The 14,453-nt window shown below is 37.9% G+C and carries 17 protein-coding genes; 16 read left to right on the forward strand and 1 reads right to left on the reverse strand.

Annotated elements, in window-relative coordinates; genetic code table 11:
* The first annotated feature begins 3 nt into the window (after positions 1-3).
* The 6 genes from ypeB (at position 4) to fni (ending at position 5,384) form a co-directional block, all read left to right on the forward strand.
* Complete coding sequence (gene ypeB, locus ACIQXV_RS05125; protein ID WP_402956649.1) at positions 4-1,353, forward strand: germination protein YpeB; 1,350 nt, start codon at positions 4-6, stop codon at positions 1,351-1,353.
* A 95-nt stretch (positions 1,354-1,448) separates the two neighbouring features.
* Complete coding sequence (locus ACIQXV_RS05130) at positions 1,449-1,631, forward strand: YpfB family protein (protein WP_402956651.1); 183 nt, start codon at positions 1,449-1,451, stop codon at positions 1,629-1,631.
* A 122-nt stretch (positions 1,632-1,753) separates the two neighbouring features.
* Positions 1,754-2,434, forward strand: coding sequence for a (d)CMP kinase (cmk, locus tag ACIQXV_RS05135; RefSeq protein WP_402956653.1), 681 nt, complete (start codon positions 1,754-1,756; stop codon positions 2,432-2,434).
* Positions 2,431-3,012, forward strand: a complete 582-nt coding sequence (locus tag ACIQXV_RS05140; protein WP_402956655.1) for a lysophospholipid acyltransferase family protein — start codon at positions 2,431-2,433, stop codon at positions 3,010-3,012. Before cmk ends, ACIQXV_RS05140 begins: the two co-directional genes overlap by 4 nt.
* A 162-nt stretch (positions 3,013-3,174) precedes the next feature.
* Positions 3,175-4,314, forward strand: coding sequence for a 30S ribosomal protein S1 (rpsA, locus tag ACIQXV_RS05145; protein ID WP_402956657.1), 1,140 nt, complete (start codon positions 3,175-3,177; stop codon positions 4,312-4,314).
* Between the two features lie 11 nt (positions 4,315-4,325).
* Positions 4,326-5,384 (forward strand): type 2 isopentenyl-diphosphate Delta-isomerase, encoded by a 1,059-nt coding sequence (gene fni / locus ACIQXV_RS05150; protein WP_402956659.1) that lies wholly within the window; start codon positions 4,326-4,328, stop codon positions 5,382-5,384.
* Positions 5,385-5,422: 38 nt separating this feature from the next.
* On the opposite strand, the gene ACIQXV_RS05155 is transcribed toward fni, so the two are convergent.
* Positions 5,423-5,563, reverse strand: a complete 141-nt coding sequence (locus tag ACIQXV_RS05155) for a YpzI family protein (RefSeq protein ID WP_402956661.1) — start codon at positions 5,561-5,563, stop codon at positions 5,423-5,425.
* 108 nt (positions 5,564-5,671) lie between these two features.
* Here ACIQXV_RS05155 and ACIQXV_RS05160 point away from each other — a divergent pair, with 108 nt between their 5' ends.
* The 10 genes from ACIQXV_RS05160 (at position 5,672) to ACIQXV_RS05205 (ending at position 14,453) form a co-directional block, all read left to right on the forward strand.
* Positions 5,672-6,280 (forward strand): YphA family membrane protein, encoded by a 609-nt coding sequence (locus tag ACIQXV_RS05160; RefSeq protein WP_402956662.1) that lies wholly within the window; start codon positions 5,672-5,674, stop codon positions 6,278-6,280.
* A 169-nt stretch (positions 6,281-6,449) separates the two neighbouring features.
* The gene (gene der, locus ACIQXV_RS05165; RefSeq protein ID WP_402956664.1) at positions 6,450-7,760 is read left to right on the forward strand and encodes a ribosome biogenesis GTPase Der; all 1,311 of its coding nucleotides are present in this window, start codon (positions 6,450-6,452) and stop codon (positions 7,758-7,760) included.
* Positions 7,761-7,782: 22 nt separating this feature from the next.
* Positions 7,783-8,838, forward strand: a complete 1,056-nt coding sequence (locus ACIQXV_RS05170; RefSeq protein ID WP_402956666.1) for an NAD(P)H-dependent glycerol-3-phosphate dehydrogenase — start codon at positions 7,783-7,785, stop codon at positions 8,836-8,838.
* 237 nt (positions 8,839-9,075) lie between these two features.
* On the forward strand, positions 9,076-9,261 hold the full coding sequence (locus tag ACIQXV_RS05175; RefSeq protein ID WP_402956668.1) for a DUF2768 domain-containing protein: 186 nt from the start codon (positions 9,076-9,078) through the stop codon (positions 9,259-9,261).
* 31 nt (positions 9,262-9,292) lie between these two features.
* Positions 9,293-10,003: a hypothetical protein gene (locus tag ACIQXV_RS05180; protein WP_402956670.1), complete on the forward strand. Its 711-nt coding sequence runs from the start codon at positions 9,293-9,295 to the stop codon at positions 10,001-10,003.
* Positions 10,004-10,308: 305 nt separating this feature from the next.
* Positions 10,309-11,787, forward strand: coding sequence for a stage IV sporulation protein A (gene spoIVA, locus ACIQXV_RS05185; protein WP_402956672.1), 1,479 nt, complete (start codon positions 10,309-10,311; stop codon positions 11,785-11,787).
* 360 nt (positions 11,788-12,147) lie between these two features.
* Positions 12,148-12,420 (forward strand): HU family DNA-binding protein, encoded by a 273-nt coding sequence (locus ACIQXV_RS05190; protein ID WP_007084878.1) that lies wholly within the window; start codon positions 12,148-12,150, stop codon positions 12,418-12,420.
* 152 nt (positions 12,421-12,572) lie between these two features.
* A complete protein-coding gene (gene folE, locus ACIQXV_RS05195; RefSeq protein WP_024030637.1) occupies positions 12,573-13,139 on the forward strand; it encodes a GTP cyclohydrolase I FolE in 567 nt (188 codons plus the stop codon).
* A gap of 35 nt (positions 13,140-13,174) precedes the next feature.
* Positions 13,175-13,411: a trp RNA-binding attenuation protein MtrB gene (gene mtrB, locus ACIQXV_RS05200; protein ID WP_402956675.1), complete on the forward strand. Its 237-nt coding sequence runs from the start codon at positions 13,175-13,177 to the stop codon at positions 13,409-13,411.
* A gap of 220 nt (positions 13,412-13,631) precedes the next feature.
* The gene (locus ACIQXV_RS05205; RefSeq protein ID WP_402956677.1) at positions 13,632-14,453 is read left to right on the forward strand and encodes a heptaprenyl diphosphate synthase component 1; all 822 of its coding nucleotides are present in this window, start codon (positions 13,632-13,634) and stop codon (positions 14,451-14,453) included.

Genomic DNA, 14,453 nt, shown 5'->3' on the forward strand with positions numbered 1-14,453 from the left:
GAATTGATTAGAGGAATATTAATAGGTGTATTAGCTGTGGGTGTCGCGGGAACAGCTTACTGGGGCTACCAGGAGCACCAAGAAAAAAATGCAATACTTTTAAATGCAGAAAACAACTATCAACGGGCATTTCATAACCTGTCCTACCGAACGGATATCTTACACGATAAAATTGGGACAACCCTTGCCATGAATTCTAAGGATACCCTGTCACCATCATTAATTGAAGTATGGAGGCTTACATCGCAGGCACATGGTGATGTTGGACAACTGCCATTAACATTATTACCGTTTAACAAGACAGAGGAATTTTTGGCGAATATTGGAAACTTCAGCTACCGTACCGCCGTCAGAGATTTAGGGAAAGAGCCATTAACGGATAAGGAATATGATACATTAAAAGTACTGTATAAGCAGTCGGGTGACATTCAGAACGAACTCCGAAATGTTCAGCATATGGTATTAAAAAATAACTTGCGCTGGATGGATGTCGAGTTAGCACTTGCATCCGGTAAAGAAACAACCGACAACACCATCATTGATGGCTTCAAAACAGTTGAAAAAACAGTTTCCGGCTATGAGGAAACCGACTTTGGGCCTACATTTACAAATATGCAAAAAAAGGATGAAAATTTTAAGAAAATAAAAGGAAAAACCATTTCACGCCAAGAAGCCACCCAGATAGCAAAAAAATATATGAAGTTTGATGGAAATGCACAGGTGAAAATCACAGAAAACGGAAAAGGCTCTGACTATGGTTTTTACAGTGTTTCAATCAAAAATAAACAAACTGGCCAAGAATCAAGCATGGATATTACTAAAAAGGCCGGACATCCGATTTGGTTTATTAAAAACCGTGAAATAACGAAACAAAATCTCAGTCTAAATGAAGCTGACATTAAAGCTGCTGCTTTTTTACAGGAAACAGGCTTCAAAGATTTAGAGGTTTTTGAGAGCACACAATACGATAATATTGGCGTATTCAATTTTGTTACGAATATAAACGGGGTTAGAATTTATCCTGAAGCAGTGAAGGTAAAAGTAGCGCTGGACAATGGAGATATTATCGGGGTATCTGCTGAGGAGTATCTAACTTCTTTCCAAACTCGAACAATTGATAAACCGGCGATTACACTGGAACAAGCGCGTGCAAAGGTAAATCCTAACTTAAAAGTGATGGAAGACCGTCAAGCAATGATTATGAACGATTTAAATGAAGAGGTATTATGTTATGAGTTCCTTGGGACAATAAACCATGATACCTATAGAATTTTCATTAACGCAAAAACTGGATTTGAAGAAAAGGTAGAAAAGCTGAAAAATGCTGAGGCTATTTACGAGGATGTTCTGTAAGGAAAAGCAAACTGCTTTTCCTTTTTTACTTCAGATTAGAATAAAAAAAGCAATGGCTCGGATACTATATCTATATAGTAGGTGGAGTGATGAGTATGAAAAGAGTTGAAAGGTTTCTAATTAAGGTGGTAATTGTACAGTTTGCATTTCTATTTTTATCCCAATTATTTTTTCATCAACTGGATGTCTTTCCACAAATAAAACAACTGACTAAATATGAAGGTGTTAATGAAAATATATTTACTGAAATTCTCCAAACCTTTCAAGGGGGAGAGTAATAAAGCAGGACTTCCTGCTTTTTTTTATTGATTAGAATGTTAAAAAGAGGAGGCATTTTGATAACTTGTGGTAAAATAAAAGAAGACAACAAATGAGACAACCATACGTATTAGGAGGATTTATGGAAAAGAAATTATCAATAGCAATTGACGGCCCTGCTGCAGCCGGAAAGAGCACAGTTGCAAAAATTGTGGCAGAGAAACTTTCTTATGTGTATATCGATACGGGTGCAATGTATCGGGCTTTGACATTTAAAGCAATCGGTAACCATCTGAATCTAGAAGAAGAAGCACCACTTTTAGACACACTATTATCTACTGATATTAAACTTCTGCCATCTGATAGAGGCCAATTAGTATTCCTTGACAATAAAGATGTAACAAATGAGATTCGTTCAGCAGAAGTAACCAATTCTGTTTCGTATGTTGCCAAGCTTCAAAAAATCCGCGAAGAAATGGTCAGAAGACAGCAAGCGTTCGCCACAGAAGGCGGTGTTGTGATGGATGGACGGGATATCGGAACACATGTATTGCCGGGTGCAGAAGTAAAGGTATTTTTACTTGCGAGCGTTGAGGAAAGAGCTGAAAGGCGACATATAGAAAATGTAGAAAAAGGATTCCCTTCTGATTTAGAAAAGTTAAAGGAAGAAATTGCACGTAGGGATAAAATTGATTCAGAGAGAAAGGTTGCTCCTTTAAAAAGAGCCGATGATGCAATTGAAATAGACACAACCTCTTTGACCATTCCTGAAGTTGTCGAAAAAATTATGGCTCTGGTGTACGAAAGGATTGGGGAAGTGTGACGTTTTATGATTTTGCAAGGTCAGTGGTTTATACTATTTTTAAACCGTGGTACAGAGTAGAGGCTATTGGGGTAGAAAATATTCCAAAAGAAGGCGGAGTACTTCTTTGTTCCAATCATATTCATAATTTTGATCCTATAATTGTCGGAATCATGGCACCTCGGCCGATTCATTATATGGCGAAGGAGGAAGTTTTTCGCGTTCCCGTACTTGGCGGTATCGTTAGAAAATGCAACGCCTTCCCTGTAAAAAGGGGCTTTAGCGACAGGGAAGCTCTTAGAACAGGGTTAAAAATCCTTAAAGATGGTAATGTTTTTGGTCTTTTTCCGGAGGGAACAAGAAGTAAAAATGGAGAGTTAGGCAAAGGACTTTCGGGAGCAGGATTTTTTGCCTTAAGAACAGAGGCAGATGTTATCCCTTGCGCAGTTATTGGTCCATATAAAAGTTTCCATAAATTAAAGGTAGTTTATGGAAAACCAATTGATATGGACCAAATGCGAAAAGAAAAAGCATCCGCCGATCAGGTTACTGAATTAATTATGTCAGAAATTCATAAACTAATAAAGGAGCATCAATAGGTTCTGCTTGACAAAATAGACTATTTATAAGAAGTTAATAAAAAGAGATTTTTTTTGAATATTCTTTGCTTTTGAAGTTTGTTTTATATGTAGTGACTGCTGTGCGGCATTCACCAGATCATATATAGATTTTTGGAGTAAATGGATTAAGGAGGAATACATATGTCGGAAGAATTAAATCAAGTAGAAGTGAAAAGCTTTGAAATTGGGGACAAAGTAAACGGACAAGTTACTAAAGTAGAAGAAAAGCAGGTACTGGTATCTGTTCAAGGCAGTAAATTAGATGGGATTATCCCTATTAGTGAATTATCAAGCCTGCATATTGAAAAAGCATCCGATGCAGCATCCGAAGGTGATGTGTTAGAGCTAGAAGTTTTAAAAGTAGAGGAAGATGCATTAATCCTTTCAAAAAGGAAAGTGGATGCAGAAAAGGCTTGGGAGAGCTTAGAACAACAATTCCAAAATGGAGAAGTTTTTGAAACAGAAGTAAAGGACGTTGTTAAAGGCGGACTTGTTGTGGATCTAGGAGTCCGTGGATTTGTTCCAGCATCCCTTGTTGAAGCCCATTTTGTGGAGGACTTCAGCGATTACAAAGGCCGCATGCTTTCCTTTAAGATTGTTGAACTTGATAAAGAAAAAAATCGCCTTATCCTTTCGCATCGTGCAGTGGTGGAAGAAGAAAAAGGCAAGCAAAAACAAAATCTACTTGAAGCACTAAAAGTTGGCCAAGTAATTGATGGTACAGTTCAAAGAATTACCGATTTTGGAGCATTTGTAGATATCGGCGGCATTGATGGTCTAGTTCATATTTCTCAATTATCATATGAACACGTAGATAAGCCATCAGATATTGTTCATGAAGGCCAGCAAGTCAATGTGAAGGTATTAAGTGTGGACCGCGATAGTGAAAGAATTTCTTTATCCATAAAAGAAACACTTCCGGGACCATGGACCAATATTTCTGAAAAAGCACCTAAAGGCAGTATTTTGGATGGAACAGTAAAAAGATTAGTCTCATACGGTGCTTTTGTGGAAGTTTTCCCTGGTGTTGAAGGTCTTGTTCATATTTCTCAAATTGCCAATAAGCACATTGGAACACCGCATGAAGTACTTAAAGAAGGTCAAGTTGTAAAAGTAAAAGTTCTGGAAGCCAATGAACATGATCAACGTCTATCATTAAGCATAAAAGAATTGCTTGAGAAAGAGGAAGAGGAAAACCTCCATTATGAACTTCCTGAAGAATCAAAAGGCTTCCAGCTTGGTGAAGTTATTGGAGATAAATTAAAGAATCTAAGAAAATAATGGTGATTTAAGTGACAAGATCTGAACGAAAATGGGATCATATTCGCTTTGCCATAGAAAATAGGCAAAACCGTTCAACAGTTTTCGATGATATCAAATTTATTCACCAGAGCTTACCGAATATCAGTGTGAATGATGTTCGATTAGATCACTCAATTGGCGAACTTTCTTTAAGTTCGCCAATTTTTATCAATGCGATGACTGGCGGCGGTGGAGAAAAAACGTATCGGATCAACAAAAAGCTAGCTATTGCTGCCAAAAATAAAGGGTTAGCTATGGCTGTAGGTTCGCAAATGTCTGCTTTAAAAGATAAGGGTGAACGCTATACATATGAAGTCGTTCGAAAAGAGAATCCACAAGGGATTATTATTGCCAATTTAGGCAGTGAAGCAACATTGGAGAATGCCAAAATGGCAATTGAAATGATTGCGGCAAATGCCCTTCAACTCCATTTAAATGTGATTCAAGAACTGACCATGCCCGAAGGAGATCGAGATTTTACCGGTGCCTTAAAAAGAATTGAGACCATTGTTACTGGGGTAGATGTTCCCGTAATTGTGAAAGAAGTAGGTTTTGGGATGGGGATGGAAACGGTTGAAGCACTTTCATCCGTGGGTGTCACTGTGGTTGATGTCGGCGGTGCCGGGGGAACAAATTTTGCAGAAATTGAAAATAAGCGCAGCGAAAAAACTTTATCATTTTTTAATGAATGGGGCATTCCTACGCCAATTTCCATCATTGAAGCAGCATCTATTTCTGAAAAAATTTCCATCATTGGCTCGGGTGGTTTTTTGACAGGACATGACATTGCGAAGGGTATCGCTATGGGGGCAAGTGGGATCGGCATGGCAGGAATTTTCTTGCGGATTCTTGTTGAACAAGGATTAGAAGCATTACATAAAGAAATCGACACACTCCATAATGAATTAATTATGATAATGACTGCTTTAGGAGCAAAAACCATTTCTGAATTAGAAAAAGCGCCGCTGATCATATCCGGTGAAACCTATCATTGGCTGAATCAACGCGGCATAGATACAACAAAGTATAGCTGTCGTTCCATTAAATAAAAAGCTCTCGCCATGGCGAGAGCTTTTTATTAACTTTATCATCTTTTCCCGTCATTTAATCCCCTTGCTTCTTCCGGGCTTGAAAGCTTGGTTGCACTAGGGTAGTGCAATGCCTGATCACGATCTGATTCCACTCTTCTACTCGCTTTTAACTTTTTTTCTTGGCGGTCTTTTCCCATTCATCCACACCTCCTCTTAATAAGATGAATCACAGTGGAAATATTATTCAAGGAAGTATGAAAGTACATAAAGATTACCAATAATGAGAACATTAGGAGGTGAGTGAAATGGAAGGGGCAATGTTTTATTGGATTTGTTGGTCACTTTGGGTTTACCTTACATTTTTATTAAATAGGGGAAATCCATATCGGTTTAAACTGTCCGCTATTATTCTTATTCTGTTACTATTATCTAATTTTCAGTTGAAGGTTGGAATCTTTGAAGTACAGGCTGGTGGTTTATTTTTATTAATCACATCTTATTTATTCATTAGCCAGGAAAAACGAGGGGCAATGATCTATTATTTTATTTGTTCATTTATCATATCAATGGCCTATGTGACCTTCCATCTATTCGAAATATTTGATCCTATTTGGATTATCTTTAAAAAGGAATGGATGATGGCAATTGTCTTTGGCTGTCTAGCTATCCTTTTGCAAAAGACATTAAAAGGGCGATTGCTGATTATGATTTGCGGAACCATGCAGGGTGAATTTCTATATGCCTTTATTTTAAATAAATTTCCCTTTCCACATCCAATCGGAGCCTTAGAATACCTGGATGTTTGTTCCTTGATTGCTGCTTTACTAGTTGGATGGAGCTTACTTGAAAATGCTGGGCCAATCATACAAAATCATATTCATTTTTTTGAAAAAGGAAAGCAAAAATCCTCATAAATTTGATTCTTGTTATGCTTTCCATTGCGAGAAAGGATTATCATTGATAAAATAATAAAGTTAGGCCCTTCTCGTTGACAGAAGGGTTTCTTTACTTAATAAGAACTTTAATGGGAAAATGCTAACTAAACAATATGTTTTAATATAAAGAGAAAGGATGGCGATTATAATGGTAAAACCAGTTATTGCCATAGTTGGACGACCCAACGTAGGAAAATCAACGATTTTTAATCGCATTGTCGGTGAACGCATTTCTATCGTTGAGGATATTCCAGGAGTAACCAGAGATCGTATTTATAGTTCAGGTGAGTGGTTGACACATGATTTTAATGTCATCGATACCGGTGGAATTGATATTGGTGATGAACCTTTTCTAGAGCAAATTCGTCAACAGGCAGAAGTGGCGATTGATGAGGCAGATGTGATTATCTTCTTAACAAATGGACGAGAAGGTGTAACTGCTGCGGATGAAGAGGTTGCGAAAATACTATATAAATCTAAAAAGCCGATTGTACTAGGGGTTAATAAAATTGATAACCCCGAAATGCGCGAACAAATTTATGATTTTTATGCTCTTGGTTTTGGCGAGCCCATTCCTGTTTCCGGATCACATGGACTGGGTCTTGGTGATTTATTAGACGAGGCAGCAAAACACTTTCCAAAAAACAAACCATTGGATTATGATGATGATGTGGTCAAGTTCTCTTTAATAGGACGGCCAAATGTCGGAAAGTCATCACTTGTTAACGCGATTCTGGGCGAAGATCGTGTAATCGTCAGCAATATTGCCGGAACCACCCGTGATGCAGTCGATTCACCGTATACGTACAATGGGCAAAAATATGTCATCATTGATACAGCAGGTATAAGAAAAAAAGGAAAAGTGTATGAAACTACAGAAAAATATAGTGTTCTCCGCGCTCTAAGAGCGATTGAACGTTCCGATGTCGTACTTGTGGTCATCAATGCCGAAGAAGGAATCATTGAGCAGGACAAGAAGATTGCCGGATATGCTCACGAGGCGGGGCGCGCCATAGTCATTGTGGTAAATAAATGGGACGCTATCGAAAAAGATGAGAAAACAATGAAAGAGCTAGAACAAAAGATTAGGGAACATTTCTTATTTCTTAGCTATGCTCCAATTGTGTTTTTATCTGCCAAAACGAAAAAGCGGATTCATACCCTTATCCCGATGATTAATACAGCAAGTGAAAATCACTCCATGCGGGTTGAAACAAGTGTGTTAAATGATGTAATTATGGATGCGGTCGCCATGAATCCGACACCAACTGACAAAGGGAGACGCTTGAAAATTTATTATGCTACACAAGTAGCGGTCAAACCCCCTACATTTGTTGTCTTTGTCAATGAACCTGAATTATTGCATTTCTCCTATGAGCGTTTTCTAGAGAATCGAATTAGAGACGCTTTTGGATTCGAGGGAACCCCTATTAAAATTTATGCGCGAGAAAGAAAATAAAGATAAGGCAGGTGTACTTTTCATGCAGGATAAAAATGCAGCCATAGCCGTTGTAGGCGCTGGAAGCTGGGGAACAGCACTAGCCATTGTGCTGGCAGATAATGCTCATGAGGTTCGTCTATGGAGCCATAATGAAGACCAGGTGAAGGAAATCAATGGATTTCATACAAATAAAAAATATTTACCTGAAATTATACTGCCAGAATTAATTGTTGGCTATGCTTCATTAAGTGATGCTTTAGTGGGGGTGGAAACAGTTATTTTAGCTGTTCCTACAAAGGCTATTCGCGAAGTTCTTGGGAAAATCCGTGCAGTACATGGAGATCCCATCTCAATTGCCCATGTTAGTAAAGGAATTGAGCCAGATACCCTGTTACGAATAACCGAAATGATTAAGGAAGAAATGCCCGAAGATCTCTTAAAGGACGTTGTTGTCCTATCAGGTCCAAGTCATGCTGAAGAGGTTAGCCTTAGGCACCCCACAACGGTAACGGTTGCTTCAGAAAATATGGAAGCTGCTGAAAAGATCCAGGATTTATTCATTAACCATAATTTTCGCGTATACACGAATTCTGATGTAATTGGAGTTGAAATCGGCGGGGCCTTAAAGAATATCATCGCGTTAGCTGCAGGCATAACAGATGGGCTTGGTTATGGTGATAACGCCAAGGCAGCCTTAATGACCCGTGGTTTAGCGGAAATAGCCCGTCTTGGCACAAAAATGGGTGCGAATCCGTTAACATTTTCTGGATTAACAGGAATTGGCGATTTAATTGTAACATGTACTAGTGTCCATTCAAGGAACTGGAGAGCTGGTAATTTGCTTGGTAAGGGAAAAACCCTTGATGAAGTTCTAGACAATATGGGCATGGTCGTCGAGGGTGTGAGGACAACTAAGGCGGCTTATCAGCTGGCTAAAAAGTATGACGTTACAATGCCAATCACATCTGCGCTTTATAATGTTTTATTTAACGACAAGAACCCTAAGGACGCAGTGGATGTGTTAATGGCTCGAGGGAAAACCCATGAAATGGAAGATTTGGTGAATGTGCTGGATGAAAAAAATACTGAAGACTAAAAATGTGCTTTTTCATGAATAAATTAGGCGTTCGTATGATACGCTTTTGATATTATTTGCATACAATGCAACGAAGCATCCTGGTAGTATGACGCTGGAGAATGGGTTATTTAGTCCTATTGACTGAAGTAGAGAATTCGCCCCTCTTTACTTCAGTTTTTTTGCTTTTGGTTGATTATTTTTTTGAAATAGGAATACCTGTGTTATAATTAATTTTCGAAAAAGGGGGAATGATGTTTGTCACCAGGTATGGTAAAAATGTGGATATCAATTGCCGGTATGGCTCTTATGTTTCTTGCTATCATAACCATTTATTTAAGCAGGTATAAGTTAAAAGGGGTATTCCGGGTTATAACAGCGATTATTGCTTATGTATTTTTAATTGTGTCTGGATTGACCCTGCTGCTTGTATTCCTCGGATAACTGGATTAATTACATAGATAAAGGTGATTTTATGAAAAAAAAATTGCTGGGCTATTTTCTTGTTTTAACAGCTATGCTGTTATCGGGATGTATGTACCCAAAGGAAGATTTAGCACAGAACCAAATTCCTTATAAAGATCAAATCCAATCAGTTCAAACTGCTGTTGATGATTTTAAGAAGGACAATGGCGGCATCCTGCCAATAAAAACAAAGGAGTTAGGTACGCCTATTTATCAAAAATATCCAATCGAATTTAAAAAAATTGCGCCGCAGTATATAGCTGAGCCTCCAGGAAATGCATTTGAAAGCGGCGGGATTTTTCAATATGTACTTGTTGACGTGGAAACGAATCCAACTGTTAAATTATTTGACTTAAGGATGACAGAAACCATTCGTGATGTTAAATTAAGAATAAAATCAAATGGTTTTCCGCCTTATAAAAAACAAATTGCCAAAAATGTGTTTTCACTGGATTATAAACAATTAGGGTTTGAAAAGCCGCCGTATGTTGTCAGTCCATTTACCAATCAAAACCTCTCAATGGTCATAACAGGCGATGCTGAGGTATACGTAGATTATCGACCAGATCTTTATCAAGCACTAAAGAAAACAAACGCAGTTTTGAAACCGGGTGAAGATATTCGCTCCATTTTAGTGAATGACTCCATGTTTGTTCCTGCATATTCCTTGCCTTACACGGTTGATCCAAAAACGAAAGAGCCTGTATTTTTAGAAGAATAGGCATAACCCTTTTCCTATGAAATATATTGTAGGAGAAGGGTTTTTTATGCTGAAAAATATTACCGTGATATGGCTTTATTTTCTTTTCTTCTCCATATCCGTGACCCATAGTCAGAAACCCTCCATAAAATCAAATTTTCAGCGAAATACAGATATCAGATTCCTCTAAAAAATATCGATAAGGGGGTAAAAAATTTTAGAAAAGTGTCATAACAAGATAGGACAACGTCATAAACATATATTGTCCAAAAATACCAAAATGGATGAATTTATCCCACTTTAGTCTATGATCAGGAGGGGATCACTTGGAAAAGGTTGATATTTTTAAAGATATTGCCGAAAGAACTGGCGGTGATATTTATCTAGGGGTAGTAGGTGCTGTACGAACTGGAAAGTCAACATTTATTAAAAAATTTATGGAGCTTGTTGTTTTACCGAATATAAACAGTGAAGCTGAAAGATCGCGGGCGATTGATGAGCTGCCGCAAAGTGCAGCCGGAAAAACGATCATGACAACCGAACCGAAATTCGTGCCAAATCAGGCAGCCACTGTTCATGTTGATGAGGGTCTAAATGTAAATATTAGACTTGTTGACTGTGTTGGCTACACAGTTCCAGGCGCTAAAGGCTATGAGGACGAGAATGGACCAAGAATGATTAATACACCTTGGTATGAAGAGCCAATTCCCTTTCATGAAGCAGCTGAAATTGGCACAAGAAAAGTAATCCAAGAACATTCCACCATCGGGGTAGTTGTCACAACGGATGGAACAATTGGAGAGATTCCTCGAAGTAACTATATTGAAGCGGAAGAAAGAGTGATTGATGAGCTGAAGGAAGTTGGCAAACCATTTATCATGGTTGTTAACAGTGCTCAACCATACCATCCTAGCACTGAAACACTTAGGTCAAATTTAGCAGACAAATATGATATTCCAGTCATCGCAATGAGTGTAGAAAGCATGCGTGATAGCGATGTCCTCAATGTCCTTCGAGAGGCACTTTACGAGTTCCCAGTACTTGAGGTCAATGTGAACCTTCCGAGCTGGGTAATGGTGCTTAGAGAAAACCATTGGCTCCGTGAAAGCTATCAAGAGGCTGTAAAAGAGACAGTAAAAGATATCAAGAGATTACGAGATGTTGACCATGTTGTCCAGCAGTTTGGTGACTTTGAATTCATTGAGAGAGCTGGATTAGCTGGAATTGAGATGGGTACAGGGGTAGCTGAAATTGATTTAATTGCTCCGGATGAATTATATGATGATATTTTAAAAGAAATCGTAGGGGTAGAAATCAGAGGAAAGGATCATCTTCTTGAACTAATGCAGGATTTTGCCCATGCAAAAGCGGAATATGATCACATCGCCGATGCCTTAAAAATGGTGAAACAAACTGGCTACGGGATAGCCTCGCCAACACTGGCTGATATGAGCCTTGAAGAACCGGAAATCATCCGCCAAGGAGCAAGATTTGGAGTGAGACTTAGAGCGGTGGCTCCATCGATTCATATGATAAAAGTCGATGTAGAGTCGGAATTTGCCCCAATCATTGGCACGGAAAAACAAAGCGAGGAACTAGTCCGCTACCTAATGCAGGACTTCGAGGACGATCCATTATCAATTTGGAATTCTGATATCTTCGGGCGCAGTTTAAGTTCCATTGTCCGAGAGGGGATTCAAGCTAAGCTTTCCCTAATGCCGGAAAATGCAAGATATAAATTAAAAGAAACATTAGAAAGAATCATAAACGAAGGATCAGGCGGTTTAATCGCCATTATCCTATAGGTTGTAGACTCCCATCGGAGTCTTTTTTTTTGCTAAAGCGACAAAATCCCATCCAAAAAGGATAAATTTAGTAGAATTTTGATGAACAAAAGAAAAGATTACCATAATTTCATGAAATCTTCTTGATAAGCTGTATTGATTATGATAATCTTTTAACAGAATTACGTTATAGTGCTTTAAACCTTTATTTCATAGGGTTTTTAATAAAAAATAGATTTATTTCACTGAAGTAGTCAATTTTCATTACTTTGGTAATAAAACCTCGCTATGACGTATAGAAATTAGAAAATTTGTTTAGAAATGTAGATAAGTAATCTTATTTACGAATCTGCAGTCTTTCTTTGGGAGGAGGTGAAAGGCATGAACAAGACAGAACTTATTAATGCAGTTGCTGAAGCTAGCGAGCTTTCAAAAAAGGACGCTACAAAAGCAGTTGATGCTGTTTTTGATGCGATTTTAGATGCTTTAAAAAATGGTGATAAAGTACAATTAATCGGTTTTGGAAACTTTGAAGTACGCGAGCGTGCAGCACGTAAAGGCCGTAACCCGCAAACAGGTGATGAAATCGAAATCGCTGCTAGCAAAGTTCCAGCTTTCAAACCAGGCAAAGCGCTTAAAGACGCAGTAAAATAATTACATAATTTATTGCTTTAAGCGGCAGGCTGAAGCAAAAAGGTCATGGAAAAAGTCCATGGCCTTTTTTCTTTTTTGCCTGTGATGAAAAGATTATGCTAATATGTATTTGTCGTCTATACTTGATAGATCTACTCTAGGAGGAATTCAGTATGTCAGAAGTAAATCGTGCCCAAATCGAAGAGGCGGTACGTTTAATATTAGAAGCAATCGGAGAAGACCCAAATCGTGAAGGTCTCCTTGACACACCAAAAAGAGTGGCAAAAATGTATGAGGAAGTATTCAGTGGATTAAATGAGGATCCAAAACAGCATTTTGAGACTATTTTTAGTGAAGACCATGAAGAGTTAGTGTTGGTTAAGGACATTCCTTTTTATTCGATGTGCGAACATCATCTAGTTCCTTTCTTTGGCAAAGCGCATGTGGCCTATATTCCACAAAACGGTCGTGTTACAGGCTTAAGTAAATTAGCACGGGCAGTTGAAGCAGTTGCCAAAAGACCCCAACTGCAAGAGAGGATCACTTCGACTATTGCAGACAGCATGATGGATAAGCTAGATCCACATGGGGTAATGGTTGTGGTCGAAGCTGAGCATATGTGTATGACCATGCGTGGTGTTAAAAAACCTGGATCAAAAACTGTGACTACTGCAGTTCGGGGCGTTCTTGCAGATGATGCCATTGCCCGTTCGGAAGTGCTTTCGTTAATAAAATATTAGTATCGACTATTTCTAACATATTTGGAGTGATAATATTGGAAAAACGTAATCAGCAAAATAGTGATTATGTGGTCATAAAAGCCATTGACGATGGTGTCAGTGTAATAGGTTTAACCAGAGGTACAGATACAAGATTCCATCATTCAGAAAAGCTTGATAAAGGTGAGGTTCTTATTGCTCAATTTACTGAGCATACTTCAGCAATAAAAATTAGGGGAAACGCAAAAATTCTAACCCAATTTGGTGAACTAGAAAGCGAAATGAAGAAATAAGGTAACCTGCTCTAATCAGCATGGATAAAGCAAAGTCTTAAAGTGATGATTATGATAATTATTTTGTGAATTCCTGCCCATTTGATGCCTTTTATGATATAATGGTGTCTGCCTTGTGTTTAAGATTGAAGGGTTGTTATTTTCTTTAATTCATGGGCATGAAATTTTCTTAAAAATAGAAAATAAAGATACATAAAGATATTACTTCGGGGAAGCAAGGGTGATTAGAGTGCAGGATATTCGACAAAAATTTACAAGCATTAAGGAGCAGATCGATGTAAGGGTTTCTGACTCATACTTGCTCGAATATATTGAAACCCCAATTATTGATGAAGATAAGCTTCTTATCCTCATTTCAATAATGGATCGACTCGAATTGTCATTTAGCGAAATCCAGAACTATGCATTGTCAACCATGTTAATACAAATTGCCCTTGATACCCATGAACATATTTCCAATGACTCTAAAGATGAAAAAAATCGTCAATTAACAGTTCTTGCAGGTGATTATTTTAGCGGCTTATATTATAAACTCCTTGCCGAGTCGGAAGATATTATGATGATTAAATCACTTTCAAAAGGGGTAAAGGAAGTCAACGAAAATAAGATTTTTGTTTATCAAAGTAAACTTGAAGGAATAGAAAAACTCATGGCGTGTATCATGCGGATTGAAAGTTCCTTACTTACCAAACTCTCTGATTATTTTAAAGTAGATTTATGGAATGATTTCCTTGCTAATTTGTTATTATTTAAACGGTTACTAAATGAAAAAAAACAATACTTTCATTCTGAAAGCTCGGTATTATTTGAATCATTGAAGAAAATGATCTTTCCCAGTAATGAATCGAAATTGGAAGAATTAACCGCTGACCAACGGGATCATTTAGTACAAATTTGCGACCACTATCTGGAACTTTCGAAACAAGTGATTGAAAAAGGTTTAAAACAGATTCCTTACTTAAATGACTTACTTGAGAAAAGGATAAAGTTGTTGTTGAATCAATATCAGCCATATGCAAAAACTTTTGTGGAAGAAGGGTAA

This window comes from Neobacillus sp. NPDC097160 (assembly GCF_044762155.1).
In the GTDB taxonomy this organism is placed as follows: domain Bacteria; phylum Bacillota; class Bacilli; order Bacillales; family Cytobacillaceae; genus Neobacillus.

Bases quoted from the DNA above. Each gene is read 5' to 3' on its own strand.
- ACIQXV_RS05130 (WP_402956651.1), top strand. From the start codon at position 1,449: ATGAAAAGAGTTGAAAGGTTTCTAATTAAGGTGGTAATTGTACAGTTT.
- cmk (WP_402956653.1), top strand. From the start codon at position 1,754: ATGGAAAAGAAATTATCAATAGCAATTGACGGCCCTGCTGCAGCCGGA.
- rpsA (WP_402956657.1), top strand. From the start codon at position 3,175: ATGTCGGAAGAATTAAATCAAGTAGAAGTGAAAAGCTTTGAAATTGGG.
- ACIQXV_RS05155 (WP_402956661.1), bottom strand. From the start codon at position 5,563: ATGGGAAAAGACCGCCAAGAAAAAAAGTTAAAAGCGAGTAGAAGAGTG.
- ACIQXV_RS05160 (WP_402956662.1), top strand. From the start codon at position 5,672: ATGGAAGGGGCAATGTTTTATTGGATTTGTTGGTCACTTTGGGTTTAC.
- der (WP_402956664.1), top strand. From the start codon at position 6,450: ATGGTAAAACCAGTTATTGCCATAGTTGGACGACCCAACGTAGGAAAA.
- ACIQXV_RS05170 (WP_402956666.1), top strand. From the start codon at position 7,783: ATGCAGGATAAAAATGCAGCCATAGCCGTTGTAGGCGCTGGAAGCTGG.
- ACIQXV_RS05180 (WP_402956670.1), top strand. From the start codon at position 9,293: ATGAAAAAAAAATTGCTGGGCTATTTTCTTGTTTTAACAGCTATGCTG.
- ACIQXV_RS05190 (WP_007084878.1), top strand. From the start codon at position 12,148: ATGAACAAGACAGAACTTATTAATGCAGTTGCTGAAGCTAGCGAGCTT.
- folE (WP_024030637.1), top strand. From the start codon at position 12,573: ATGTCAGAAGTAAATCGTGCCCAAATCGAAGAGGCGGTACGTTTAATA.